The organism is Sulfitobacter sp. JL08 (assembly GCF_003352045.1).
Classification (GTDB): Bacteria; Pseudomonadota; Alphaproteobacteria; order Rhodobacterales; family Rhodobacteraceae; genus JL08.
Map to the genome: position 1 here is coordinate 4045896 of NZ_CP025815.1, position 26109 is coordinate 4072004.

The 26109-nt window shown below is 57.1% G+C and carries 26 protein-coding genes and 2 riboswitches; of the genes, 10 read left to right on the forward strand and 16 right to left on the reverse strand.

Annotated features, from left to right (window positions below; translation table 11 throughout):
- Positions 1-51: 51 nt before the first annotated feature.
- The 4 genes from C1J05_RS19860 to ade form a co-directional block, all read right to left on the reverse strand.
- Complete coding sequence (locus C1J05_RS19860) at positions 52-948, reverse strand: DMT family transporter (protein WP_114871776.1); 897 nt, start codon at positions 946-948, stop codon at positions 52-54.
- 71 nt (positions 949-1019) lie between these two features.
- Positions 1020-1307 (reverse strand): HU family DNA-binding protein, encoded by a 288-nt coding sequence (locus tag C1J05_RS19865; RefSeq protein WP_114871777.1) that lies wholly within the window; start codon positions 1305-1307, stop codon positions 1020-1022.
- A gap of 151 nt (positions 1308-1458) precedes the next feature.
- Positions 1459-2922, reverse strand: coding sequence for an AMP nucleosidase (locus C1J05_RS19870; RefSeq protein ID WP_205389311.1), 1464 nt, complete (start codon positions 2920-2922; stop codon positions 1459-1461).
- 5 nt (positions 2923-2927) lie between these two features.
- On the reverse strand, positions 2928-4730 hold the full coding sequence (gene ade / locus C1J05_RS19875) for an adenine deaminase (RefSeq protein WP_114871779.1): 1803 nt from the start codon (positions 4728-4730) through the stop codon (positions 2928-2930).
- Positions 4731-4789: 59 nt separating this feature from the next.
- On the opposite strand from ade, the gene C1J05_RS19880 reads away from it, so the two are divergent.
- Both C1J05_RS19880 and C1J05_RS19885 read left to right on the forward strand, forming a co-directional pair.
- Entirely contained in the window at positions 4790-5227 is a 438-nt protein-coding gene (locus C1J05_RS19880; protein ID WP_114871780.1) for a glyoxalase, read from the forward strand.
- Between the two features lie 66 nt (positions 5228-5293).
- The gene (locus tag C1J05_RS19885; RefSeq protein ID WP_114871781.1) at positions 5294-6049 is read left to right on the forward strand and encodes a class II aldolase and adducin N-terminal domain-containing protein; all 756 of its coding nucleotides are present in this window, start codon (positions 5294-5296) and stop codon (positions 6047-6049) included.
- Positions 6050-6092: 43 nt separating this feature from the next.
- Here the strand turns inward: C1J05_RS19885 and C1J05_RS19890 are convergent, their stop codons facing one another.
- Positions 6093-6884, reverse strand: coding sequence for a GlxA family transcriptional regulator (locus C1J05_RS19890; RefSeq protein WP_441351696.1), 792 nt, complete (start codon positions 6882-6884; stop codon positions 6093-6095).
- A gap of 234 nt (positions 6885-7118) precedes the next feature.
- Here C1J05_RS19890 and C1J05_RS19895 point away from each other — a divergent pair, with 234 nt between their 5' ends.
- The 3 genes from C1J05_RS19895 to C1J05_RS19905 all read left to right on the forward strand — a co-directional run bounded on the left by C1J05_RS19895 (position 7119) and on the right by C1J05_RS19905 (position 11291).
- Positions 7119-8279, forward strand: coding sequence for an acyl-CoA dehydrogenase family protein (locus C1J05_RS19895; protein WP_114871783.1), 1161 nt, complete (start codon positions 7119-7121; stop codon positions 8277-8279).
- A 216-nt stretch (positions 8280-8495) separates the two neighbouring features.
- Positions 8496-10511: an acetate--CoA ligase family protein gene (locus tag C1J05_RS19900; RefSeq protein WP_114871784.1), complete on the forward strand. Its 2016-nt coding sequence runs from the start codon at positions 8496-8498 to the stop codon at positions 10509-10511.
- Positions 10512-11291, forward strand: coding sequence for a carnitinyl-CoA dehydratase (locus tag C1J05_RS19905; RefSeq protein WP_114871785.1), 780 nt, complete (start codon positions 10512-10514; stop codon positions 11289-11291).
- On the opposite strand, the gene C1J05_RS19910 is transcribed toward C1J05_RS19905, so the two are convergent.
- Positions 11288-11917, reverse strand: a complete 630-nt coding sequence (locus C1J05_RS19910) for a class I SAM-dependent DNA methyltransferase (RefSeq protein ID WP_114872474.1) — start codon at positions 11915-11917, stop codon at positions 11288-11290. The two genes, C1J05_RS19905 and C1J05_RS19910, sit on opposite strands and share 4 nt — an antisense overlap.
- Positions 11918-12003: 86 nt before the next feature.
- On the opposite strand from C1J05_RS19910, the gene C1J05_RS19915 reads away from it, so the two are divergent.
- Positions 12004-12864 (forward strand): SDR family oxidoreductase, encoded by an 861-nt coding sequence (locus C1J05_RS19915; RefSeq protein ID WP_114871786.1) that lies wholly within the window; start codon positions 12004-12006, stop codon positions 12862-12864.
- A gap of 6 nt (positions 12865-12870) precedes the next feature.
- On the opposite strand, the gene dxs is transcribed toward C1J05_RS19915, so the two are convergent.
- Genes dxs through C1J05_RS19945 form a run of 6 tightly spaced genes read right to left on the reverse strand, consistent with a single transcriptional unit; the run spans position 12871 to position 18135 of the window.
- On the reverse strand, positions 12871-14799 hold the full coding sequence (gene dxs, locus C1J05_RS19920) for a 1-deoxy-D-xylulose-5-phosphate synthase (RefSeq protein ID WP_114871787.1): 1929 nt from the start codon (positions 14797-14799) through the stop codon (positions 12871-12873).
- 33 nt (positions 14800-14832) lie between these two features.
- Positions 14833-15699 (reverse strand): polyprenyl synthetase family protein, encoded by an 867-nt coding sequence (locus tag C1J05_RS19925; RefSeq protein WP_368073723.1) that lies wholly within the window; start codon positions 15697-15699, stop codon positions 14833-14835.
- 1 nt (position 15700) lies between these two features.
- Entirely contained in the window at positions 15701-15955 is a 255-nt protein-coding gene (locus C1J05_RS19930) for an exodeoxyribonuclease VII small subunit (RefSeq protein WP_114871789.1), read from the reverse strand.
- Positions 15952-16878 (reverse strand): histone deacetylase family protein, encoded by a 927-nt coding sequence (locus C1J05_RS19935; RefSeq protein ID WP_114871790.1) that lies wholly within the window; start codon positions 16876-16878, stop codon positions 15952-15954. Before C1J05_RS19935 ends, C1J05_RS19930 begins: the two co-directional genes overlap by 4 nt.
- Before the next feature lie 46 nt (positions 16879-16924).
- Positions 16925-17626 carry a response regulator gene (locus C1J05_RS19940; protein WP_114871791.1) on the reverse strand — a complete coding sequence of 234 codons (702 nt, stop codon included), beginning with the start codon at positions 17624-17626 and terminating at the stop codon, positions 16925-16927.
- On the reverse strand, positions 17623-18135 hold the full coding sequence (locus C1J05_RS19945; RefSeq protein WP_114871792.1) for a MarR family winged helix-turn-helix transcriptional regulator: 513 nt from the start codon (positions 18133-18135) through the stop codon (positions 17623-17625). The genes C1J05_RS19940 and C1J05_RS19945 overlap by 4 nt, the downstream gene beginning before the upstream one ends.
- 167 nt (positions 18136-18302) lie before the next feature.
- On the opposite strand from C1J05_RS19945, the gene C1J05_RS19950 reads away from it, so the two are divergent.
- Positions 18303-19172, forward strand: a complete 870-nt coding sequence (locus C1J05_RS19950; RefSeq protein ID WP_114871793.1) for a branched-chain amino acid aminotransferase — start codon at positions 18303-18305, stop codon at positions 19170-19172.
- Positions 19173-19232: 60 nt separating this feature from the next.
- Here C1J05_RS19950 and cobO read toward each other — a convergent pair whose 3' ends face one another.
- Genes cobO through aroC form a run of 3 tightly spaced genes read right to left on the reverse strand, consistent with a single transcriptional unit; the run spans position 19233 to position 21980 of the window.
- Positions 19233-19832 carry a cob(I)yrinic acid a,c-diamide adenosyltransferase gene (gene cobO / locus C1J05_RS19955; protein WP_114871794.1) on the reverse strand — a complete coding sequence of 200 codons (600 nt, stop codon included), beginning with the start codon at positions 19830-19832 and terminating at the stop codon, positions 19233-19235.
- 54 nt (positions 19833-19886) lie between these two features.
- Positions 19887-20825 (reverse strand): DMT family transporter, encoded by a 939-nt coding sequence (locus C1J05_RS19960; RefSeq protein WP_114872475.1) that lies wholly within the window; start codon positions 20823-20825, stop codon positions 19887-19889.
- 51 nt (positions 20826-20876) lie between these two features.
- Positions 20877-21980: a chorismate synthase gene (aroC, locus tag C1J05_RS19965; RefSeq protein ID WP_114871795.1), complete on the reverse strand. Its 1104-nt coding sequence runs from the start codon at positions 21978-21980 to the stop codon at positions 20877-20879.
- An 89-nt stretch (positions 21981-22069) separates the two neighbouring features.
- A riboswitch (TPP riboswitch) is annotated at positions 22070-22170 on the forward strand.
- A 39-nt stretch (positions 22171-22209) separates the two neighbouring features.
- Here aroC and thiB point away from each other — a divergent pair.
- The 3 genes from thiB to thiQ are packed head-to-tail and all read left to right on the forward strand — an operon-like array spanning position 22210 to position 25398.
- Complete coding sequence (gene thiB, locus C1J05_RS19970; protein ID WP_114871796.1) at positions 22210-23187, forward strand: thiamine ABC transporter substrate binding subunit; 978 nt, start codon at positions 22210-22212, stop codon at positions 23185-23187.
- Positions 23163-24713: a thiamine/thiamine pyrophosphate ABC transporter permease ThiP gene (locus tag C1J05_RS19975; RefSeq protein ID WP_114871797.1), complete on the forward strand. Its 1551-nt coding sequence runs from the start codon at positions 23163-23165 to the stop codon at positions 24711-24713. The genes thiB and C1J05_RS19975 overlap by 25 nt, the downstream gene beginning before the upstream one ends.
- The gene (thiQ, locus tag C1J05_RS19980; protein WP_114872476.1) at positions 24706-25398 is read left to right on the forward strand and encodes a thiamine ABC transporter ATP-binding protein; all 693 of its coding nucleotides are present in this window, start codon (positions 24706-24708) and stop codon (positions 25396-25398) included. The genes C1J05_RS19975 and thiQ overlap by 8 nt, the downstream gene beginning before the upstream one ends.
- Here the strand turns inward: thiQ and C1J05_RS19985 are convergent.
- A complete protein-coding gene (locus tag C1J05_RS19985; RefSeq protein WP_114871798.1) occupies positions 25395-25838 on the reverse strand; it encodes a 6,7-dimethyl-8-ribityllumazine synthase in 444 nt (147 codons plus the stop codon). The two genes, thiQ and C1J05_RS19985, sit on opposite strands and share 4 nt — an antisense overlap.
- A 75-nt stretch (positions 25839-25913) precedes the next feature.
- Positions 25914-26065, reverse strand: a riboswitch (FMN riboswitch).
- Between the last annotated feature and the right edge of the window lie 44 nt (positions 26066-26109).

Genomic DNA, 26109 nt, shown 5'->3' on the forward strand with positions numbered 1-26109 from the left:
CGAAGGGCTTTGAACCCCAGTTGCGATTGCTGCCCCGCTCAAGTCAACCCGCTATGGATCAGACCAGGAGCGCGATTTCAATTTGCCGGATTGGCGCGACACCTGAACTGCCAGAATACCTGCGGCAATAATTGACACGCCGATGACGTCCCGCGGGCCCAGCGCTTCGGCCAGAAAAAGCGATGCGATCGCCACACCGAAAAACGGATTGAGAAAATGGAACGTCGCAGCGCGCGTTGCACCGATCCGGTTGACCAGAAAGAACCAGACCAAGGTCGCGATCAACCCGGGAACAAGCGTTGTATACGCAAACGCGATGGCGAGTGTCGGTGTCGGGTTAAGCCGCGGCGTTTCAAACAACAAGGCCACAATGGCAAGTGCCACGCACCCCACCAACATCTGCAACCCAACAATCATCAGAAAACTTCCACCTGATGTCGCCCGCCGCACCGCCATTGTTGCAAATGTCAGCGCAAGAACGCCAACGCAACACAAGGCAAGGCCATAGAGATCAACGCCACCCTGAAAACGGGCGCCCATGATCAGCACGACCCCGATCATGCCAAGCACCAGCCCCAGAATACCCAGCGGCTTCAACCGTTCGCCCAGAAAGGCCCAGCTGGCCACGGCAACCAGCAACGGCATGGTTGATGCGATGATCGCGGCGAGGGACGCTTCGATCGTTTGCATGGCGACAAAAAACAAACCCAGATAAAGCGCGTTCTGACACACGCCAAACAGGATCGTTGCACGCCACTGGTCCGATGTCAGATGCCAGCTTTGCCCCATTGCGCGGGCAATCGCTATGCCCAGAAGGCCAGAGATCAGATAGCGTACTGACAGCGCTAACAGCGGCGAGGCATCCACAACGATAAAGCGGGCGGACGTAAAGGCAGAGGACCACATAAGGGCAAAAGCCAGCCCCATGCCAATTGCGCGCGTGTCCATTCAGTCTGCCCCAATTAGAAAGGGTCGCCCCATCGGGACGACCCTTTCCGCAATTCGAAACAAGGTCAAGATCAGCCGTTAACGCTGTCTTTCAACGCTTTGGCAATCGTCATCTTGACGACTTTGTCCGCGTCTTTCTTGAACTGTTCACCTGTGGCCGGGTTGCGCACCATGCGCTCGGGCCGTTCGCGGCAATAGATTTTGCCAACGCCGGGCAATGTTACGGCGCCGCCGCCGGAAACTTCGCGTGTGATCAGCGCACACACTGAATCCAGCGCACCTGCTGCTGCTTTTTTGTCTGTTCCCATTTCATCGGCCAGTGCGGCGACGAGTTGGGTTTTGGTCATTGGTTTCGCCATTTTAGGTCTCCTTCGGCTGCCCGAAACTTAGGGCCTCATTCGCGTAATGTAACGGAATATAGTGTAGGAACACAACGAATAGTGGTTAAGCGCAAGAGGAAAACAGCGCTTTTTTGCCCTTTTTTGCGGGTTTTTCACCCAAAAGGCCGTTTCAAAGGAACGCAGTCTCGTCAAAAGACCGTAATTTCCGGCTGTGAAGCCGATCCAGAGGCATGCCACGCAACGCTTCCATTGCCCGGATTCCGATCATCAAATGCCGCGCAACCTGGGTCTTGTAAAAGTCTGATGCCATCCCCGGCAGCTTCAATTCGCCATGCAGTGGCTTATCGGAAACGCAAAGCAGCGTGCCATAGGGAACCCGAAAACGATACCCGTTCGCTGCGATCGTGGCGCTTTCCATGTCCAGAGCAATTGCGCGGGATTGCGACAGACGCTGCACCGGCCCCGACTGATCGCGCAGTTCCCAGTTGCGATTGTCGATCGTGGCAACCGTTCCGGTGCGCATGATCCGCTTCAGCTCGAACCCTTCCAGTTTGGTCACGGCAGCAACCGCTTGTTCCAGAGCAATCTGGATTTCGGCCAACGCCGGGATCGGGGTCCAGACCGGCAGATCATCGTCCAGAACATGATCTTCGCGCAAATAGGCATGGGCCAGAACGAAATCGCCCAGCGCCTGCGAATTCCGCAAACCGGCGCAGTGTCCCACCATCAGCCAGGCATGTGGCCGTAAAACGGCGATGTGATCCGTTGCGGTTTTGGCGTTTGAAGGGCCGACACCGATATTGACCAGAGTTATACCGGACCCGTCCTCGCGCTTCAGGTGGTACGTGGGCATTTGCGGCAACTTCAACAGGTGATCCAATGGCGCGTCAGCAGACGTGATCACCATGTTTCCCGTGCTGACAAAGCTTGTATATCCGCTGTTCGGATCGGCAAGCTGGGAACGCGCGAACGCTTCGAATTCGGCGACGTAGAACTGATAGTTGGTGAACAGAACATGGTTCTGAAAATGATGCGGGTCGGTTGCGGTGTAATGCGCAAGGCGCGCCAGTGAATAATCCACGCGCTGGGCCGTAAACGGGGCCAGAACACCGACATTGTCCGGGGTCGCGTAGGTTCCGTTTACGATATCGTCGTTTGTGGTGCTCAGATCAGGGACATCAAAGTAATCGCGCAGGATAAAATCGGATGCGCCTTCCTGTGGAACATCAAGCGTTTCGTCACCGACAACGGCAAAATGCACGGGAATCGGTGTATCGGACAGCCCGATCTGTACGGGCATGCCGTGGTTTTCGATCAGCAGCCCAATCTGCTGGATCAGATAGTTCCGAAACAGATCCGGGCGCGTGATACTGGAGGCATAGGTGCCCGGTGCCGCGACATGACCGAAACTGAGCCGCGTATCCACATGCGCATAGCTTGTGGTGGTGAACCGGATTTCTGGATAAAAGGCCCGATACCGCGCGGTCGGGTATCCTTCTTCCATCGCGCGCCTGAAATTTTTCCGCAAGAATCCGGTGGCTGTTTCGTACATCAGTTCAAGCCGCGCCACGGCGGCCTTGGCATCCCGAAAGGTTTCGGCTTCGGGCACATCCGGCGTCTTGATGGTGCTTATCTCGGTCATCTGTCTGTCCTGATCAGATTGATCTTTTCAAATCGCGTCACATCGACCAGCCCCAGATCGGATATCCGTAACTCGGGGATGACAACCAGCGCCAAAAGGGAATGTTGCATATAGGCATTGTTCAATGTGCAGCCGCAGGTCTGCATCGCTTTCATCATCGCTTGCGCCTTTGCGGCAACCTCTTGTGCCGGACTGTCCGACATCAATCCGGCAATCGGCAATTCAACCAGCGCCAGTTCCACGTCATCCTTGAACACCGTTATACCGCCACCCACGTCGGCAAGACGATTTGCCGCCAACGCCATCTGCGCGCGGTCCGTGCCAACGACAATCATATGGTGGCTGTCATGCGCCACAGTCGAAGCCATGGCCATGCGGCCGGTGTACCCAAATCCGGATACAAACCCGTTCACCACGCCGCCGGTGGCGCGGTGCCGTTCTACCAATGCAATCTGAAACGTATCGCCCTGTCCTTCGATCAGCCCGTTATCGACCGGCAGATCACGCACCAGCGCCTGTGTCGGCGCCTGATTTTCAACAACTCCGATCACGTTGACGCGGGCGCTGTTTGCGCCTTTGGGGGCTGCAATTTCAAAATCTGTTTCGGTCAGGCTGTGGCCAAGGTGCACGGTGCCGCGCGCGGTATCCGGCCAGGGGTAATGCGGGCATTCGACCAGGCATTTTCCCTTTTCAGAGACTGTTTTTCCACGTGCGATGACATGTTCGATCGGCAGCGTTTCCAAATCAGACGTCAGAACGATATCCGCGCGCCGGCCCGGAGTGATGGACCCGATTTCGCGTTCCAGCCCAAAATGCGTGGCAGTGTTGATCGTCGCCATCTGCAAGGCAACGACGGGATCACAACCACAGGCAATTGCGTGGCGCACAACACGGTTCATATGTCCTTCGTTCACCAATGTACCGGAATGGCAATCATCGGTGCACAGGATGAAACTGCGCGAATCCAGCCCCTTTTCGGTCACGGCTGTGATCTGGGTTTCAACATCATACCACGCAGACCCCAGCCGCATCATCAAACCCATACCCTGACGGACGCGCGCAATTGCATCCGCTTCGCATGTGCCTTCGTGATCATCGGCTGGGCCGCCGGCCACATATGCCGCGAAATTCGACCCTAAATCAGGCGATGCATAATGTCCGCCAACGGTTTTCCCTGCCATCTGCGTAGCCGCAATTTCGGCCAGCATCTTCGGGTCACCATTGATCACACCGGGAAAGTTCATCATTTCACCGAGGCCGATGATGCCGGGCCATGACATCGCTTCGGCCACATCTTCGGGGGATATTTCAAACCCTGTGGTTTCCAGCCCCGGCGCAGACGGCGCGCAGGACGGCATCTGCGTAAAGATGTTGATCGGTTGCATCAACGCCTCGTCATGCATCATGCGGACCCCGGAAAGGCCCAGAACATTGGCAATTTCATGCGGGTCGGTGAACATCGACGTGGTGCCATGCGGGATCACAGCCCGCGCAAATTCCGCCGGCGTCAGCATGCCGCTTTCGATGTGCATATGCGCATCGCAAAGCCCCGGGATCAAATAGCGCTCGTCTGCGTCAATGATTTCGGTATCGGGGCCGATACAATGCGATGCATCTGTTCCGACATAGGCAATGCGCCCTTCGGCGATCGCGATATCATGGCCGGGTAAACATTCACGCGTGTGCACATTCACCCAGATCCCGTTGCGGATCACGGTATCGGCTGTGCTGCGTCCGGCGGCGACAGCGACAAGACGTGGCGCTGTCTGCGCCCATGAAAGTGGTGTTGTGTTGTTCATGCGGTACGTTGACATGCGTCAAGGGCATGATCAAGCTGAACCATAAGGAGAGAGTGTCCATGGATTTCGAAACCGTTTCAGCCGAGGCTTTCGGCGCATCGCTGCGGGGCATCGGCCTGAACCTGCTGGTCAGGGATGTTCTGGCCGAATGCGCCTTTTTAGAGACTGTTTTTGGCATGAGTTACCATCAAGCAAGCGCGGATTTCGCGATTGTGACCTATCAATCCCAGGTGTTTCAGCTTCACTCTGACGGGACATATCACAGTAATCCGTTGCTGGGGTTGCTGCCCGAAAACCCGCCGCGCGGCGCTGGTATTGAAATCCGGCTTTACGATAGCGATCCGGATATCACCGCCGAAAAGGCGCACACAGCCGGTGCAGTGGTTTTACAGGAACCGACGAACAAACCACATGGTTTGCGGGAAACCTATATTCTGTGCGAAAACGGCTATGCGTGGGTGGCCAGCCGCCCAACAGACGATGCCGCACCCGACTGATCCGCAAAATACGGCAAGCTTGCAGATCGAACGAAATACGCCGGAAAACCAAAAGAAAGATATCCCATGACAGTTGCTCAGATACGAACCAATATGGACCACTGGCAGGAACGCGTCGATCTGGCGGCGGCGTTCCGATGGACCGCAAGGTTGAACCTGCACGAGGCCGTAGCCAATCATTTCAGCCTGTCCATCAACGACGACGGCACCCGTTTCCTGATGAACCCGAACCAGCGCCATTTTTCCCGGATCAAGGCCGGCGATCTGATCGTGGTAGACGCCAATGACCCCGAAACCCTGATAGGGCCGAACGCGCCCGATCCGACCGCCTGGGGCCTGCATGGCGGTCTGCACCGGCATTGCCCGCATGCGCGCTGCGCGATGCACGTCCATTCCATACATGCCACTGTCCTGGCCTCGCTGGCGGACAGCCGCCTGCCACCGATTGATCAGAACTGCGCCACGTTTTTCAACCGGTACGTGATCGATGACGGGTATGGCGGTCTTGCCTTTGAAGAGGAAGGCGAACGTTGTGCCGCCTTGCTGACCAATCCAAAGCATAAGGTTATGATAATGGGCAATCACGGCATCATGATTATCGGTGATTCCGTCGCGGACACGTTCAACAGGCTCTATTACTTCGAACGCGCAGCCGAAACCTATATCCGCGCTTTGCAAACAGGCCAGCCGTTGCGGGTACTGCCCGATGATGTTGCCGAAAAGACGGCACAGGAACTGGACGATTATCCCGGACAGGCAGACCGCCATCTGGAAGAGCTAAAAGCGATCCTGGACCAGGAGGGATCGGATTACGCAAGCTGATCCGGTTTCATCGGGTCTGCGCCCGACTGCAACAAGCGCATCCTCAGACAAGGGCAAGCCGCAGGGCGCGCGGGGTTGTTCCGAATTCCGCTTTGAACGCGCGCGTCATTGCACTCGCATCCTGATAGCCGCAGCGCAATGCAATCTCTGAAACGGGCAAAACAGTCTCTAACACTAGCTTTCTTGCTACAATAAGACGTATCCGCCGATAGACTTTTTGCGGTGCGGCGCCTGTTGCGGTGCGCATTCGTGCCTCAAGCGTTTTTTGGGTGCATCCGACCCGAAACGCGATGGCCGCAATGGTCAGCGGGTCTTCTACATGCTCTTGCATCAATGCAATGGCCCGATTGGTCACGCTTCGGCTGCGCCCGCGCCCGACCGGCATAGCGACCTGCGGATGGCCCGACATGAAAAGCTGCGCAACTTCCAGCGCAAGGGCTTGCCCATGATCACGGCCAATCAGAAACATCACCATATCAAAGGCTGCCATGGCACCGCTGCACGTGACCCTGTCGCCATCTATGACAAACCGTTCCCGAACGCCGTCGATGTCGGGAAATTCTTCGGCAAACGCCGCCAGTTCTTCCCAATGAATTGTAGCGCGGTGCCCCGACAGCAATCCGGCATGCGCCAACAGCCAGCTTCCGGTATCCATACCAGCCAGAACCTTGAACTGCTTTGCAGCCGAACCCAAGGCTGCACGGTTTTGCCATGTGGCATGTGTGCGAAACCCGTAAGACGGCATGACCAAAAGCATATCACCCTCGGCATCCTTCAAGGGTGTATGCGGGCGTACCTCCAACCCGCTGGAAGATGTTGCGGGCAACCCGTTCACCGTCAAGAAGACCCATTGATACAACTGCCGCCCCGACAACATGTTCGCGGCGCGCAAAGGTTCTACCGTGTTTGCCAGACAGTGATTGGAAAACCCGTCATAAAGAACCAGGCCGTAACGCTGACAGAGCGAAGAAGTTTTTGACCAGCTTTGCATGATAACTGACTATTTCAGCACGATGGACAAAAGCAATCCCCGTAACCTGTTCCTCGGCTGATCAAAGGGATTTACGCAATGCAATACGGGCTGACAGACGAACAGGAAATGATTGCATCAACGGTGCGATCCTTTGTCGAAAAAGAAATCTACCCGCATGAAGAACTTGTTGAACGTACAGGCGACGTCCCTCAGGAGATCGCGGACGAGATCAAACGCAAAACCATCGAGCTTGGGTTTTATGCCTGCAATTTTCCGGAAAGCGTAGGCTGTGCCGGCCTGAACCATATGGAATTCGCACTGGTCGAACGGGAACTGGGCCGCGGCTCCATGGCACTGAACCATTTTTTCGGCCGTCCACAAAACATTCTGATGGCGTGCGAGGGCGAACAGATCGAACGATACCTGACACCCGCAATACGCGGCGAACGGATGGATGCACTGGCCATGACCGAACCTGGCGCCGGATCTGATGTACGCGGCATGAAATGTGCGGCAATACGCGATGGCGGCGATTGGGTGGTGAATGGCACAAAGCACTTCATCTCGGGCGCGGACCATGCCGATTTCATCATCGTGTTCATCGCAACCGGCGAAGATCAGACACCAAAAGGCCCAAAAAAGCGCATCACGGCCTTTCTGGTTGATCGCGGCACGCCGGGCTTCACCATTCGTGACGGATACAAATCGGTCAGCCACCGCGGCTACAAGAACATGATACTGGAATTTGATGACTGCCGTTTGCCGGATGCGCAGGTTCTGGGCGATGTTGACGGCGGCTTTGAGGTGATGAACACTTGGCTTTACGCAACACGGATTACGGTTGCCACCATGTCGGTCGGGCGGGCACGCCGCGTTTTCGACTATGCGCTGGACTATGCGGCCACCCGCGAACAGTTCGGTCAGAAAATCGGCAAATTCCAAGGCGTTTCGTTCCAGATTGCCGACATGATCACCGAAATCGATGCCGCCGATCTTTTGACGCTTGCCGCCGCTGACCGCCTGGATAAATCGCTGCCCGCCAACCGCGAGATTGCGTCAGCCAAACTATATGCCTCTGAAATGCTGGCACGCGTCACAGATGCGGCGATCCAAATACACGGTGGCATGGGTCTGATGGATGATTATCCGCTGGAACGGTTCTGGCGCGACGCACGTGTGGAACGTATCTGGGACGGTACGTCCGAAATTCAGCGCCATATCATCAGTCGCGAACTGCTTCGGGCGCTGGGCGCTTAACCATGCCTCCGGCAGGGATATTTGAAAACAGAAGAACAAGGTCCAGCCCCCTGCCTGCGGTTCGCGCGGCAGGGGGCCTTCTCCTGTTACGGTCATCGGCGTCCCCGCCTGTACCGCCTGACCCGAATGAACTGCCAAAGTTAATAAAGCATTGCTTCTTCTGTTTAAAAATATCCAGAAACGCCGGCTTGTCCGACCCAGAACGGGATTTCGGTGATGTCTGACCTGTCAAGATTGTTCCGGCCGAAATCGATTGCGGTGATCGGAGGCGGAGCGTGGTGCGCGCAGGTGATCGCCCAGTCACAGAAAATGGGATTCAGCGGGTCCATTTGGCCCGTTCACCCCAACGGCGGTGCCTTTGGCGGGATTGAAGCGTATACAACACTTACGGATCTACCCGAACCGCCGGATGCCACCTTTGTCGGCATCAACCGCCAGGCCACAATCGCAACCGTCACCGGATTGCGGGGCATGGGCGCAGGCGGTGCGGTATGTTTTGCGTCCGGGTTTGCCGAAGCCGCTGCCGAAGATGCAACAGGCACCGGTTTGCAGGCGGAACTGGTTGCTGCCGCCGGTGCGATGCCAATTCTGGGCCCGAACTGTTACGGGTTCATTAATGCGCTGGACGGGGCGTTGCTGTGGCCGGATCAACATGGATGCGCGCGGGTTGACCGGGGCGTTGCCATCCTGACGCAATCGTCAAATATCGCGATCAATCTGACGATGCAGAAACGCGGATTGCCTATCGCGTACACCGTTACGTGCGGAAATATGGCCCAGACGTCTCAGGCCGATATTGCGTGCGGTTTGCTGGACGACCCGCGCGTCACCGCAATCGGGGTTCACATCGAAGGGTTCGGATCGCTTTCCGCCTGGGAACGCTTTGCGCTGGCCGCGTACGAACGCGGTGTTCCTGTGATTGCCCTGAAAGTCGGGCGGTCAGAACACGCTCAGAAAGCCGCAGTTTCGCACACGGCATCACTGGCGGGAAGTGATGCAGGCGCACAGGCCGTTCTGGACCGGCTGGGTATCTCGCGGGTGCATGATCTGCCGACCTTTCTGGAAACCCTCAAGCTGCTTCACTTCAACGGGCGGCTGGCATCGAACCGGTTGTCATCAATCAGTTGCTCCGGCGGGGAGGCGAGCCTGGCCGCTGATACCGCACATGGCCGCAATGTTGAATTTCCACCGCTTGATTCAGAGCAAAAGCAGGCTCTGAAAAAGGCTTTGGGGCCAAAAGTCGCCTTAGCAAACCCGTTGGATTACCACACCTATATCTGGCGCAATGATGGTGCGATGGCCGATGCCTGGACCCCTATGGCGGCACCCGATATTGCGCTGACACTCAGCATTGTCGACTATCCTCATACCGATGCGTCTGATTGGGTTTGCGCAACCAATGCCGCACTTGAGGTTCGAAAGCGGACAGGGCGGCCGGTTGCCGTGGTCGCCACACTGCCCGAACTTATGCCGCAGGACGTTGCCGCCCAACTTGCCGCTGGTGGTGTGACCCCGATGCTTGGCCTGAGCGAGGCGATTGCCGCTGCCGAAGCCGCCGCACCGAAAAACGCCCCCATTCGCGAACCGATGCTGCCCCCCGGCCGGGACCGGGACGGCACCGTTCTGACCGAAGTGCAAGCCAAGGTGGCGCTGGCGCAGCATGGTCTGTCGGTTCCGCTTCTGGATATTGCGGAAAGTCCGGAAGCCGCAGAAAAAATGGCCACCGTCATGCCGGAACCGCTTGTTCTCAAGGGGATCGGAATTGCGCATAAATCCGACGTCGGTGCGGTCAGGGTTGGCCTGAAGGCGGCCGAGGTTCACGCAGTTGCAAGAGAAATGCCAACCGAGACGTTTCTGATCGAAGAAATGATCACGGGCGGTGTTGCAGAGTTGCTTGTCGGGATCACCCGCGATCCGGCACACGGTTTTGTTCTGACACTGGCCGCCGGCGGGACGTTGACGGAAATACTTTCAGATGCGGTGTCGTTGATGGTACCGGCTTCTGACACAGCGGTAAAACAGGCTCTGACAAGGCTGAAAACCTATCCTTTGCTGATCGGTTTCCGGGGCCAGCCCGCAGCCGATATGAACGCGATCTGTGCGGCAGTTCAGGCCATACAGGCCTATGTTGTTGAAAACGCCGATACGGTTTGCGAGGTTGAGGTTAATCCGCTGATATGCACACCGACGCGCGCTGTTGCCGCAGATGCCCTGATTAGAAAGGCCACATGAATGTCACCGCTTAAAACAAGAACCGAAGGTCCGATCCTTGAAGTCACGCTGGATCGCCCAAAGGCCAACGCCATTGATCTGCTGACCTCACGCGAAATGGGTGATGTATTTGCGCGGTTTCGTGACGATCCGGAATTGCGCGTTGCGATTATCACTGGTGGAGGAGAGAAATTTTTCTGCCCCGGTTGGGATCTGAAAGCAGCGGCAGACGGTGATGCGGTTGATGGCGATTACGGTGTCGGTGGCTTTGGCGGATTGCAGGAATTGCGGGGCATGAACAAACCCGTGATTGCAGCCGTAAACGGCATCGCGTGTGGTGGCGGGCTTGAACTGGCCTTGAGCGCGGACATTATTCTGGCTGCGGATCATGCCACTTTTGCATTGCCGGAAATCAGGTCCGGAACGGTGGCTGATGCGGCTTCGGTAAAACTGCCCAAACGCATTCCCTATCACATCGCGATGGAATTGCTGCTGACCGGTCGCTGGTTCGACGCACCCGAGGCGCATCATTGGGGCCTTGTGAACGAAGTGATTCCGGCGGATCAGCTGATGGATCGCGCGTGGGAGCTTGCCCGGCTTCTCGCCTCGGGGCCGCCACTGGTTTACGCGGCGATCAAGGAAATCGTGCGCGACGCGGAAGATTCGAAATTTCAGGACGCGATGAACCGGATCACAAGGCGGCAAATTCCTTCGGTCGACACGCTTTATGCATCCGAAGACCAGTTGGAAGGCGCGCGCGCTTTCGCGGAAAAACGGGATCCGGTCTGGAAGGGGCGTTAGGCCTTTCGAAACTGTGCGGCAAAGGCCTGATCGTCTTTGTGTTCGCCCTTTGTCGTGGCTTCGTAAATCCGCACATTTGTCAGAGACAAATCATAAATACTGCCATTCAGAGTCTCGAATTTGGCGGCAAACCCGGCTGACCCAAAATGCTTGGCGTTAATGGAAAGCGCAATCAACCCACCGGGTTTTGCAACGCGCGCAAGTTCATCAATCGCCTGTGGGCCAACATGGCCCGCCGTAAACGTACCCGAACTGACGATCCCGCCATAGCTGTTGTCGGCAACCGGCAACCCCTGCAAAAGGTCCGCTGTGAACAGGCTGCGATAAACATCCTTTGCGGCGGCCACCTTCAGCATGTCGGCAGAAATGTCCGTTGCTTCGATCTCGGAAATGCCCAGTTCGCGCAGGGCGGCGCCACACACGCCGGTACCTGCCCCGACATCCAGAACAGGGCCCTGCCCGCCAGATGCGACGAAATGCTGGGCAACCTGCAAATGCAGGATGTACCCCTGTTCCCCGACAAAGTCCTTATCGTAGCTTTCTGCCCAGTCTGCATACAGCCGTTTTGAATCCTCGGGCGAGGAAAGAGAATACGCTCTGGACAGGTTTGGCGGTTTCGAAGTCATGACCCCATTAGACCCGACACTGCCTTTGTCGATCAAGTGCCTTGTAGCGCTTGCATATTTGGCCGGCATTGCGCATCTGATGTTCCATGACAAAAACGCTGCTTTCTTTCGGTCACGGGTATTCAGCGCAGGCGCTGGCACGCCTGCTTTTACCGCTGGGGTGGCGTGTGATCGGAACAACACGATCAGATCAGAAGGCAAAGCAGCTTGAACAGAACGGAATTACGCCGGTTATCTGGCCGGGTGCGGATATGCGGGACCATATCGCGCAGGCCAGTCATATTCTGGTTTCGGCCGGCCCGGATGGATCAGGTGATCCTGTACTGGCCCAGTGCCGTGATGCCATCGCAAACAGGGCAAAGGATCTGACCTGGGTCGGATATTTGTCGACAACCGGTGTTTACGGCGACCATCAGGGCGGGTGGGTTGACGAAAAAACACCGCTGACCCCCAGCACAAAACGCGGCACTGCACGGATGAAAGCCGAAGCAGAATGGCAATCGGTTGCCGGCTTGCCATTGCACATATTCCGGTTGGCCGGGATTTACGGGCCGGGCCGCGGACCGTTCGAAAAGGTCCGGAATGGGACCGCGCGCAGGATCGTGAAAGACGGGCAGGTGTTTTCGCGCATTCACGTGGAAGACATTGCCAAAGTCCTGATGGCCTCAATCACCTGCCCCAATCCCGGCGCTGTCTACAACCTTTGCGATGATGATCCGGCCCCGCCGCAGGATGTGATCGGCTATGCCGCGCAATTACTGAACCTGCCCGTTCCGCCGGAAATTGCCTTTGAAGATGCCGATCTTACCCCGATGGCGCGCAGCTTTTATGCAGAAAGCAAACGTGTGCGAAATGACCGGATCAAGGACGAATTGAACGTGCGCCTCAGCTTTCCCACCTACCGCGAAGGATTGCAGGCCATGCTGGCGGACAGTACCAAAAAATAGACCCTATCAGGCCCTTTTTTCACCAATAGCCGCAATGCCCAGAACGTTCAGAACCTTGGCTTCGATATGTTCGGCGTTCATTGCAGCGCTGGCATACATGTCCGCCGGGCTTGCCTGATCGATGAACGTATCAGGCAGAACCATGGACCGGTATCGCAGACCCGTATCAAAAATGCCTTCTTCCGCGATCAACTGTGCAACATGGCTGCCAAATCCACCCACGGCACCTTCTTCGACCGTGATCAGGGCCTCGTGGTTGCGCGCCAGCGACAGGATCAGATCCCTGTCCAGCGGTTTGGCAAAGCGCGCATCGGCAATCGTGGGGTTAATCCCCTTCGCGCCCAGCGATTCTGCCGCTTTCCTAACTTCGGACAGACGGGTCCCAAAGGACAAGATGGCCACCCGTGCACCATTCTGAACGATCCTGCCTTTGCCAACTTCCAAAATCTCGCCCCGCTCAGGCAAATCGACACCCACACCTTCTCCGCGCGGGAAACGAACGGAAATCGGGCCACTGTCATGCGCAGCAGCGGTGGCCACCATATGCATCAATTCCGCCTCGTCCGCGGCCGCCATGACGGTAAAACCGGGCAAATTTGCGAGATACGCAATGTCGTAGCTGCCTGCATGGGTCGCGCCGTCAGCGCCGACCAGCCCCGCGCGGTCAATCGCGAAACGGACCGGCAGCCGCTGAATGGCCACATCATGCACCACCTGATCGTAACCGCGCTGCAAAAACGTGGAATACATCGTGCAAAACGGCTTCATCCCGCCTGCGGCCAAAGCGGCCGAAAATGTAACCCCGTGCTGCTCGGCAATACCGACGTCAAAGCATCGACTGGGATACCGGTCTGCAAACATATTCAACCCGGTTCCGTCCGGCATCGCGGCGGTGACGGCACAAATCTTGTCATCTGCCGCCGCTTCGGCCAGCAATGCCTTGGCGAAAACGCTGGTATAACTGGGTGCGTTCGAAGGCGTCTTGGCCTGTTTGCCGGTTACAACATCAAACTTGGCTGTGGCATGGCCTTTGTCCCGCGCGGCTTCGGCAGGGGCGTAGCCTTTGCCCTTTTTTGTAATCACGTGAATCAGGATCGGGCCTGTGGCGCGCTGCTTTACGGTGCGCAGCACCGGCAAAAGCTGCGACATGTCGTGCCCGTCGATCGGCCCGACATAAGAAAACCCAAGCGCTTCGAACAGCGTTCCGCCAACGGCCATGCCTTTGAGAACATCCCTGGCGCGTTTGGCCCCCTCGCGAAACGGTTCGGGCAGCAGGGACACCGCGCCCTTGGCTGCAGCCTTTAATTCCTGAAACGGCTCTTCTGCGTAAAGGCGGCTCAGATAAGACGACATGGCACCGACAGGCGGTGCAATGCTCATTTCATTGTCGTTCAGGATGACAATCAGCCGCTTTTTCAAATGGCCTGCATTGTTCATGGCCTCATAGGCCATTCCGGCACTCATGGCACCATCACCGATCACGGCGATGGCATCGCCCAATCCTTCGGGCGTGTTGCCGCCCAGATCGCACGCAACGGCAAACCCCAATGCAGCACTGATCGACGTCGAAGAATGGGCTGCTCCGAAAGGATCATAGGGCGATTCAGATCGTTTGGTGAAGCCGCTTAACCCGTCCTTCATCCGCAATGTTCTGATCCGGTCGCGCCGTTCCGTCAGGATTTTATGCGGATAACACTGGTGCCCCACGTCCCAAACCAGCTTATCGCGTGGCGTGTCAAAAACGGCATGCAGTGCAACTGTCAGTTCGACCACACCCAGCCCGGCCCCCAGATGGCCCCCCGTGACCGAAACCGCCGAAATCGTTTCCGCACGCAGTTCCCCGGCCAGTTGGGTCAACTGGCGGTCGGTCAACTGTTTCAGGTCTGCCGGACGATCAATCGTGTCCAGCAATGGCGTTTTGGGCCGGTCGTTCATATGCGCCTCCTGTGGCACAAGGCCTAACTGTGCCTAGCTGTCGCGCGAGATAACGAACCGCGCCGCCTCCCGCAAGGTTTGCGCCTCTGATCCATAGCCATCCAGCGCATCACAGGCGGCTTGGACAAGTTCTCTGGCGCGTTTCTTTGCCCCGTCCAGACCCAGATGTGACACAAACGTCGCCTTGCCTGCGGCATCGTCTTTGCCGACCCGCTTGCCAGCCTTGGATGCATCGCCTTCCACATCCAAGATGTCGTCGGCAATCTGGAAAGCAAGCCCCAATGCTTGCGCGAATTGGCGCAGCGCACGATTGTCTGCCATGGCCATGATCGCACCCGCCTCGCAAGACCACTGGATCAGGGCGCCGGTCTTGTTCACCTGAAGCGCAGTAATTTCGTCCAGCGACAATGGCAATTCCGCTGTTTCGGCGGCGATATCAAGCGCTTGTCCCAAAACCATACCCTGCACGCCGCTGGCAATGGCAAGACTTCTGGCCAGTTCGACCCGGATTTCTGCAGATCCGCATTCGGGGTGGGTCACACATTCAAACGCAAGACTTTGCAATGCATCGCCGACCAGAACCGCCGTCGCCTCGTTCCATCTGACATGAAGTGTCGGCAGACCGCGCCGCAAATCATCATCGTCCATACATGGCAAATCGTCGTGAACTAGGCTGTAGGCGTGCATGGCTTCAATCGCGGCGGCCGGCCAGATCGCCTGCTGCGGGTCGACAGAATGCAACCGCGCCGATTCCAGCACCAGAAAGGCTCGCAAGCGTTTCCCGCCCCCAACCGCATAAGACATACCTTTGATCACAGGAAGGGCGGGCCGCGTCGGCAGTATCTTGTCAAAATGAGCCTGAACAGCCGTTGCGGCTGCCTTCAGGCGAACATCAAACACGTCAGAGACCTTCGACAGGTTTCGTTCCGGTTGCCGCACCATCCGCATCCAGTGTGATCATAGCCACTTTTTCTTCGGCTTCCTTCAGCTTGGCCTCACAGCGTTTTTTCAGGGCAGCGCCCCGTTCATAAAGGCTGATGGACGCATCCAGCGCGACATCGCCGCGCTCAAGCTGGGTCACGACCTGTTCAAGCTCGGCCATGGCCTGTTCAAATGTCATTTCGTTTACCGGGGTGTCGGTCGGGGTATCGGTCATATCGCGGCTTTCATCAATTCTTGTACATGGGCGTGCGCTGCGGCGGCCAGCGCAGTCAGATCATACCCGCCTTCCAGTGTCGAGACCACGCGCCCGTTGCAGCATTTTGCTGCGATGGCGCAAATCTGTTCCGTGATCCACGCAAAATCTTCTGTGGTCCAGTCAAGCTGTGCCAGCGGATCATCGCGATGCGCGTCAAAGCCCGCACTGATGATGATCAGATCGGGATCAAAGGCCAGCAATCGGGGAAAAGCAGTCTCTGAATAGGCCTTTTTCATATCTTCGCCATCCGAACCGGGCGGCAGCGGAATATTCAGGATGTTATCATACGCACCGGCTTCATCGGCGCGTCCGGTGCCCGGCCACAGCGGCATTTGCTGTGACGTAACCAGCAAAGAGCGCTTTTCGTCCCATAAGATATCCTGCGTTCCGTTGCCGTGGTGGACATCGAAATCAACGACCGCAACACGGTTCAACCCGTGGTGATCCAACGCGTATTTCGCCGCCAATGCAGCGTTGCCGATGAAACAGAACCCCATTGCAGTGTCTGTTTCCGCATGATGCCCGGGTGGGCGCGTGGCACAAAACGCATTGCCGGTCTCACCTGCCAGAACCATATCAACGGCACGCACAACGGCGCCCGCCGCACGAAAAGCGGCCGTTAACGTGCCCGGTGACATCCATGTATCCGCGTCAATCTGTGCGGCGCCCGATTTGGGTGCCGTGCGGCGCAGATCTGCCAGATAGGATGCCGGATGAACCCGCAAAACATCATCTTCGGCGGCCAAAGGCGCTGTGATCTGTGGCAGGTTCAGCGGCGCCAGCGCGTGCAGCACATGTTCCAGCCGCGCCAAACGTTCCGGGTGTCCTTCGGGCGTGACATGGTCCAGACAATCGGCGTGGGTAATCAGGGCAGTCTGCATCTTCCGTCTTCACCTTTTTAAAAATACTTGAATCCCGACCGGCGGTCTAATCGGGGGCCAGCATGTATCCGGCCCCGCGCACGGTTTGCAGATACCGGGGCTGTTTCGAATTTTCTTCGATCTTGCGGCGCAAACGGGTGATCTGGACATCGACGGCCCGTTCCTGCGCCTGCCCCAGATCGCGCCCCAGATCTTCGACCAGTTTGGCCCGGCTGACCGGTTCACCGGGACAGGACGAAAAGATTTTCATCAACTGGCTTTCCGTGGCCGTCAGCCGGACAGGTTCTACGCCCTGCCACATCTGGCCGCGTTCAATATCGTACCGGATCGGGCCAAGATGCAGGATTTTCGGCGCGGTGCTTTCGGCAGGTGTTTCGGGCATGCGCCGCAAAATCGCGTTGATCCGCAAAAGCAGTTCTTTGGGCTCGAACGGCTTTGCCAGATAGTCATCCGCACCGGCCTCCAGCCCTTCGATGCGGTTTTCGGTTTCGCCCTTTGCCGTCAGCAGCAAAATGGGCGTTTGCGAGTTTTCCCGCAGGGATCTGGTTAAAGACACGCCGTCTTCGCCCGGCATCATGACATCCATGACGATCATATCAAAATCCAGACCCGACAGAATGCGCCGTGCATGGGCTGCATCGCGGGCCGATGTGACCAGAAATCCGTTACGCACCAGAAACTTTTGCAGCAGGCTGCGGATGCGTTCATCATCGTCCACAATCAGCAGGTGGGCGTCCATCTCGCTCATTGGCCTGCCTCCTTCAGCCTGACGTATTTGCGCCGCAGGTCGGCGTCCATCATTGCCTCCAGAACCTGGCGAAACCCGCTGACCGCCTCGGGGCCAGCTTCGCGATAGGCGGCACGCATGCGTTCGCGTTGTGCATCCGAAAGGGTGCGTTCCAGCTCGGCGCCTTTTTCCGTCAGGTGCAGGTGGCGCTCGCGTTTGTCGGTTTTGCCAACACGGCTTTCTACAAGACCATCCTGTATCAGGGTGCGCAAAACGCGGTTCAGCGATTGTTTGGTTACGCCCAGAATGTTCAGCAGGTTGTTCACCGTGGTCCCCGGCGCGCGGCTGATGAAATGAACCGCGCGGTGATGTGCCCGACCATAGGCCATGTCGGAAAGAATCCGGTCGGGATCAGCGGTAAAGCCGCGATAGGCAAAGAACATTGCCTCGATCCCTTGTCGCAACTGTTCGTCCGTGAGGAACAGCAGGCTTTCACCCCCGTACCCTTGTGCCGCACGCCCTTCGGCCATGATACCCTCGTTTACTGAACTGATTTGCGGCAGCTTACGTCAGTGTTGTTGACATTCCAAGGGCGAAGCGATATCGAATCGCAGTTTTCGCGCAATTATATGTCCGAAGTGGCCATAATTTGCGCAATATATGCAAAGACAATCGCAACGCATAGGAGGATTCTATCATGGCGGGACGATATGATGATCGGGATGGCTACATCTGGATGGACGGCAAAATGATCGACTGGCGCGACGCCAACGTCCACATTCTGACCCATGCCATGCACTATGCGTCCTCTGTCTTTGAAGGGGAACGCGCGTATAATGGCAAAATCTTCAAATCGCGCGAACATTCCGAACGCCTGAAGCGTTCGGCGCAGATGATCGATTTCGAAATTCCATACACCATCGACGAGATCGAGGCCGCCAAAGTCGAGGTTCTGGCGGCAAGCGGATTGCAGGACGCCTATGTGCGCGCAGTCGCCTGGCGCGGCGCGGGCGAAGACATGGGTGTCGCATCGGCCCGCAACCCGGTGCGCATGGCGATCGCGGCATGGGAATGGGGTGCCTATTACGGCGACGCCAAGATGAAAGGCGCCAAGCTGGACATTTCAAAATGGAAGCGCCCAAGCCCCGAAACCATTCCAAGCCACGCTAAAGCGGCTGGCCTTTACATGATCTGCACCATGTCCAAACACGCGGCAGAGGCCAAAGGTTGTTCGGATGCGATGATGTTCGATTATCGCGGCTATGTCGCCGAAGCCACCGGCGCAAACATCTTTTTCGTCAAGAACGGCGAGGTTCACACCCCCGACCCGGATTGCTTTCTGAACGGCCTGACGCGGCAAACCGTGATCGGAATGCTGAAAGACCGCCAGATCAAGGTGCATGAACGCCATATCATGCCCGAAGAACTGGAAGGGTTTGAACAATGCTGGCTGACCGGCACCGCCGCCGAAGTGACTCCGGTTGGCCAGATCGGGGATTACAATTTCGAAGTCGGCGCACTGACCCGCGAGATTGCGCAAGGCTATGAAAAACTGGTGCGCGCCTGATCCGGCAGTCTGCAGGTAAGCAAAAGGTGGCCTGACATGTCAGGCCACCCGAATGCTATCCTAGAAATCCACGCCGCGCTGCGCCTTGATCCCGGCGGCATAGGGGTGTTTGATTTCGGTCATTTCAGTCACTAAATCGGCGTATTCCATTAATTCCGGCTTGGCATCGCGCCCTGTCAGGATCACGCCGGTTTTGTCAGATCGCGCCTTCAGCCCGTCAAGAACGGCAGCCACATCCAGATAATCGTACCGCAGCGCGATATTGATTTCGTCCAGAACGATCAGGTCGAATTCACCGCTTTCCATCATTTCGCAGGCTTTCTGATAGGCCGCCGTCGCAGCCGCGATATCGCGATCCTTGTCCTGTGTATCCCAGGTGAAACCTTCGCCCATCGTGTGCCAGACCACCTGCCCCAACCTGCCAAAGAACTGCCGTTCGCCGGTGATCCACGTGCCCTTGATAAACTGCACGACACCAACCTTCTGTTTCCAGCCCAGCGCCCGCACAATAACCCCGAATGCGGAACTGGATTTGCCCTTTCCGTTGCCAGTATGGACAAGCACCAGACCGCGCCCGGGGTCTTTTGCCTCGGCGATTTTCTCGCGGTGTTTGGCCTGCACGGCTTTCATTTCAGCTTTGTGGGTGTTTGCGTCGGTCATGTTTGCTCCTGTTGGGACGGTACGGATCACGCTCCGTTTTGATGAATAGCATTGCTAGGCTTTCGGGTCGGTCACGGAACGGGCCTTGCGCCTTTCAAGCCCGAGGTGGTGTTCGCGCCAGATCACCAGGACACCGGCGCTGATCACCAGCGTCGCACCAAAGAGCATGACCAGCGTTGGCAGCTCGCCAAACCAGACATAGCCGATCACAATCGCAAACAGCATCGAGGCATAATCATAAGGGGCCAGCATAGACACTGTTCCAAAGCGATATGCCGAAGTGATCAGAATTTGTGCGACGCCCCCCATCAGCCCGGCCAGAACCAAAAGTGCGATTGTCGTAAGGTCAGGCACCACCCATCCGAACGGCAATGTCATCAGTGACAACAGGGATGCAGTTGCCGAAAAGTAAAACACTATGGCAGCCGTGTGTTCTGTCTGAACCATCTGACGTATCTGGATCTGCACCAGCGACCGCATAAAGGTGGCAACCAGTATCATCAGCGCCCCGATGGTGGCCTGATCGGTCAGACCGGAAGAACCGGACAAGCGCGGCGACAATATGATCAGAACCCCAAGCAAGCCGAGCGAGACAGCCCCGACACGGATCAACCTGATCCGCTCTCCCAGCAGTATCGCCGCCAGAATGACTGTGAATATCGGCGTGGCAAACCCGATTGCCGTCACTTCGGGAAGCGGCAGAAGACCGAGGCCAAAGAACGTAAGCCCCATCGCCGTTGTTCCAAAAATTCCCCGGCGCACGTGGCCCCACGGGTTTTTTGCGATCAGTCCGCTGCGCAGTTGGCCACGCTGGATCAGCCAGATCACAATCACCGGAATCGCGAAAAAGGATCGAAAGAACACCGCCTCGCCTGCAGGAACCAGATCCGAAGTGGCCTTGATCAGCGCCGCCATTGTGGTGAACAGGAAAACCGCCGTCAGCTTTAACGCAATGCCAAGTGCAGGTCGCGATGATGCGTCTTCAACTTTCATCTTGCGCATGTGCCATTCAGGGGCGTTTGATTTTGCGCACCAAAAGCCAAATTATTCCCCGATCACACCCTGGTTTTCACCGACCTGTCCGCGATGCAGCAATAGATGGTCCAGCAGCACACACGCCATCATCGCCTCTCCGACCGGAACGGCGCGGATCCCGACACAGGGATCGTGGCGGCCCTTGGTGATGATATCGGTGTTTTCACCTGATTTAGTCACTGTTTTGCGCGTGGTCAGTATCGAAGATGTGGGCTTGACCGCAAAACGAACGACAATGTCCTGACCGGTGCTGATACCGCCCAGAATTCCCCCCGCATGGTTGGACGAATACACCGGTCCGTCCGGGCCCATTCTGATTTCATCGGCATTCAGTTCACCAGTAAGCATGGCGGCAGACATGCCTTCCCCAATCTCGACCCCCTTGACCGCGTTGATCGACATCATCGCCGCAGCCAGATCCGTATCCAGTTTTGCATAGACAGGCGCGCCCAAACCCGCGGGCACACCGCGGGCAACAAGTTCAATCACGGCGCCAACCGAACTGCCTGATTTGCGCAATCCGTCCAGATACGCGGCCCAATCGGTTGCGGCCTGCGCATCGGGCACCCAGAACGGGTTTTGTTCGATCTGATCCCAATCGAACCGTTCCCTGTCGATAGGGTGCGCACCCATCTGCACCATGTAGCCGGTGATCTGAATATCCGGCACAAGCGATTTGATGGCTTCGCGCGCCAGACCGCCTGCGGCGACGCGACTGGCGGTCTCCCGGGCAGAAGATCGCCCGCCGCCGCGATAGTCGCGAATTCCGTATTTCTGAAAATACGTGATGTCGGCGTGACCGGGGCGGAACTTGTCCTTTATGTCACCATAATCTTTCGATCGCTGATCCGTATTCTGGATCAAAAGTTGCACCGGCGTGCCTGTTGTCTTGCCCTCGAATACGCCAGACAGAATTTGCACCTCATCTGCCTCGCGCCTTTGGGTCGTGTACTTGTTCTGGCCCGGTTTGCGCTTGTCCAGCCACTGCTGGATCATTGCTTCGTCAACGGGCACACCGGGTGGGCAGCCATCCACCGTTGCGCCAATGGCAGGTCCGTGGCTTTCGCCCCATGTGGTGACGCGGAAAAGGTGGCCAAAACTGTTGATCGACATGAAACACTCCTTTGTGTTGTCTCTAGCCTTGGTGCGGCACTGCCTCAAGGTGTTTCGGCTTGCAGAGATCATCGGCGGGCTTTACGATCAAATCTACCTCGGGGGGCCTTAGCTGGCTGAGATGCAATTCTGCGGACCCGTTGAACCTGAACCAGTTAACACTGGCGGAGGGAAGGTCCGGGCTCAAATGCTCTTCCCCTTTTCCCAACGCCGCAATTAGGAGGATACGATGAAGTATCTCACGTTCGTTGCGGGCATAATTGGCGCGTCGACGGCTTTTGCCGAAACACCGGAACTGACCATTTATACCTATGATAGCTTTGTGTCCGATTGGGGGCCCGGCCCGATGATCGAAGCAGAGTTTGAAAAAACCTGCGGCTGTGATCTGAAATTGGTCGGGGCGGGCGATGGCGCCGCCCTTTTGGCGCGTATCCGTTTGGAAGGCGCACGGTCTGATGCCGACATTGTGCTAGGGTTAGACACTAATCTGACTCAGGCGGCACTGGATACGGGCCTTTTTGTGCCCCATTCGGTTTCTGCGGATTACAACTTGCCGATCCCATGGCAAGACGATCATTTCGTGCCCTATGACTGGGGCTATTTCGCCTTTGTCCACAATGCGGATCTGACCCCGCCGACAAGTTTTTCCGCGCTGGCCGACAGTGATCTGAAGATCGTCATTCAAGATCCCAGATCATCGACTCCGGGCTTGGGTCTGCTAATGTGGGTCAAGACCGCACATGGTGATGCAGCACCCCAAATCTGGGAGGGTTTGTCCGACAATATCCTGACCGTCACGAAAGGCTGGTCCGAAGCCTATGGCCTGTTCCTGGAAGGCGAAGCGGACATGGTGCTGTCTTACACCACCTCTCCGGCATACCACCTGATTGCCGAAGGCGACACGAGCAAATCGGCAGCTGCCTTTGAAGAAGGCCATTACATGCAGATCGAAGTGGCGGCCAAACTGGCAAGCAGCGACCAGCCGGAACTGGCAGACGCTTTTCTGGAATTCATGGTGTCAGATGCATTTCAGTCGGTGATATCAACGACGAACTGGATGTACCCTTCGGTGACGCCGCAAAACGGTTTGCCAGACGGGTTTGAGACTCTGATAAAGCCTGAAAAGGCTTTGATTGTGCCCTCGGCAGATGCTCCGGCACTGCGTGATCAGGCTTTGGCCGAATGGCTTTCAGCGTTGTCGCAGTAAACCGTTGGCCCGGAATCGGCGCTGCAGCTTTGGTGGCAGCGCTGGTTCTGGGCACTTTGCTGGCTGTTGTCCTTCGATCCGAGGCAGGGCAAAGCCTTGGCGCGTCAGATTGGGCGGCCGTGCGGTTTACAATGTCTCAGGCGCTTGTTTCTGCCGGGCTGAGCGTGATGCTGGCAATTCCGGTGGCGCGCGCCCTTGCGCGACGGACATTTCCGGGGCGCAGCGTGTTGATCACGCTGCTTGGGGCACCGTTCATCCTGCCCGTGATCGTTGCCGTCCTGGGTTTGCTGGCCGTTTTCGGACGCAACGGATGGGTAAGCCAGGGGCTTGAAAGCATCGGATTGCCGCCTGTGTCGATCTATGGGTTTCACGGCGTGGTGCTGGCGCATATGTTTTTCAATCTGCCACTGGCGACGCGGCTGATCCTGCAAGGGTGGCAGGATATTCCATCCGAGCGTTTTCGACTGGCCGCACAGTTGGGTTTTGATGCGAAAGGCATTGCACGCCTGCTGGAATGGCCAATGCTAGCACGGGTTTTACCGGGTGCGTTTGCAATCGTGTTTGCCATTTGCCTGACCAGTTTCGCCGTTGCGCTGACACTGGGCGGCGGACCAAAGGCCACAACAATAGAACTGGCCATCTATCAGGCGTTCCGGTTTGATTTTGATTTGGGGCGGGCCGCGTTTTTGTCCTGTTTGCAGATGGCGATTGCCGGAACCGCGGCCGTGCTGGCCCTGACAGTGTCCAGCCAGACCGGGTTCGGTCGCGGATTTGATCGGGTCACACAACGCTGGGATGCCAGATCAGCACTGACAAAACTGCTTGATACGCTTCTTATCCTTTGTGCGGCAATGTTTTTGATCCTGCCATTGACGGCCGTTGTGCTGGCAGGTCTGCCCGCACTTTTTGCGCTGCCAAATAGTGTCTATCACGCGGCTTTTCTGTCTTTGTCCATCGCGCTGACCAGCACCGTGATCTTGTTGCTGCTGGCGTTGCCACTGGCGGCAACCATTGCACAGTCGCGTACCGGATTGACTGAAAGCATCGGGTTTCTAAGCCTTGCAGCCTCACCCCTGGTCATCGGTACGGGCCTGTTCATCGTGCTTTTTCCATTGGCCGACCCGTTCGCACTGGCCGTTCCGGTAACGGCGCTTGTCAATGCGGTGATGGCCTTGCCATTTGCGCTTCGCATCCTTGTACCGGGAATGCGGGATGTTCTGGGGCAATACGGGCCACTGGCACAAACTCTGGGCGTGCAGGGCCTTGGCATTTGGCGCCTACTGATCCTGCCCAGATTACGCCCGCAGATCGGGTTCGCCGCCGGGTTGGGTGCGGCCCTTTCAACGGGTGATCTGGGTGTGATCGCGCTGTTTGCCGATCCGCAACGCGCGACTTTGCCGTTGCAGATGTACCGGTTGATGGGGGCATATCAGATGGAAACGGCCGCCGCCGCGGGTTTGCTGCTTGTGGTGCTGTCGCTTTTTCTGTTCTGGATATGTGACAAAGGGGGGCGCTGGCGTGCTTGAACTGGACAAGGTCGTTTTGCGCAGCGGAACGTTTGAATTGCGCGCCGATCTGGATGTCGATGACCGGGCGATTGTTGCCGTCATCGGGCCGTCCGGTGCCGGAAAATCGACACTGTTAAATGCAATTGCGGGATTTCAACCCATCACCGAAGGGCAATTGAAATGGCAAGGCACGGACATCACACAGGCCGCACCATCCAACCGGCCTGTTGCCATGCTGTTTCAGGACAATAACCTGTTCCCACATCTGTCACTGGCCCAGAATATCGGTCTTGGCCTGCACCCGACACTACGCCTTTCCTCTGAGGATCAAGCCAAGGTGGAACACGCATTGCAGCGCGTCGGCTTGCAAGGGTTGGGCGCACGCAAACCGGCGGATGTTTCGGGCGGTCAGCAAAGCCGCGCCGCTCTTGCGCGGATTCTGTTGCAAAAGAAACCGTTGATCCTGTTGGACGAACCCTTTGCTGCCTTGGGCCCTGCGATGCGCCGTGAAATGCTGGATCTGGTTGCGGAACTGGCGCGTGAATCCGGGGCGACTGTACTGATGGTAAGCCACGCCCCGTCGGATGCCCGCCAGATTGCAGATCAGGTTATTCTGGTCGCTGACAACATCGCACACCCGCCGCTTGCCACTGACGAATTGCTGGACAATCCGCCAGCGGCACTGCGCGATTATCTGGGTTAAGCAGCTTTCGCAGAAACTTGCGCGCGGGTCGCGACGATGCTGCGTGCCGCCTGTGCCGCCTCGCGCCCCTTTTCAACGAAATGCGCCTTGTAGATCGCTTTGTGATGTGCGGTTTCCTGATAATGATGCGGCGTAAGGGATACCGAAAGCACCGGCACGCCGCTGTCCAGACCGGCCCGCATCAGCCCGTCGACCACTGCGCCAGCGACGAAATCGTGACGATAAATACCGCCATCAACAACAAATGCGGCGCAAATGATTGCATGATATTGGCCGGTATTGGCCAGATCACGCGCCATAAGCGGCAGTTCAAATGCCCCGGGAACATCAAAAACATCCACCGAATTTGCTGGAATAGACTCTAAAAATCCGTCCAAAGCCCGGTCCACGATGTCAGCGTGCCATTGGGCCTTAACGAATGCATAACGGGTGTGTGACATATCTGATCTCTCCTTTTTGGTCTCACAACACCCAAGGCGATCACGAATGAATGTGCCGCAACGAGCGACACATTCAACCGTTCTCTCTCATCCGGACTATGACCGTCGGCTCTGGCATCGCACCAGATCTGCTGACCTTTGAACCGCAAGGGGTCAAAGCGCTCGCGGGCTCGTGGTGTTCACCACATACCGCCGGTGGGGAATTTCGCCCCGCCCTGAGAACCCGGCCAACTTGCCAATTCCGATAGCGGGGTTCAATAAGAAAAACGAA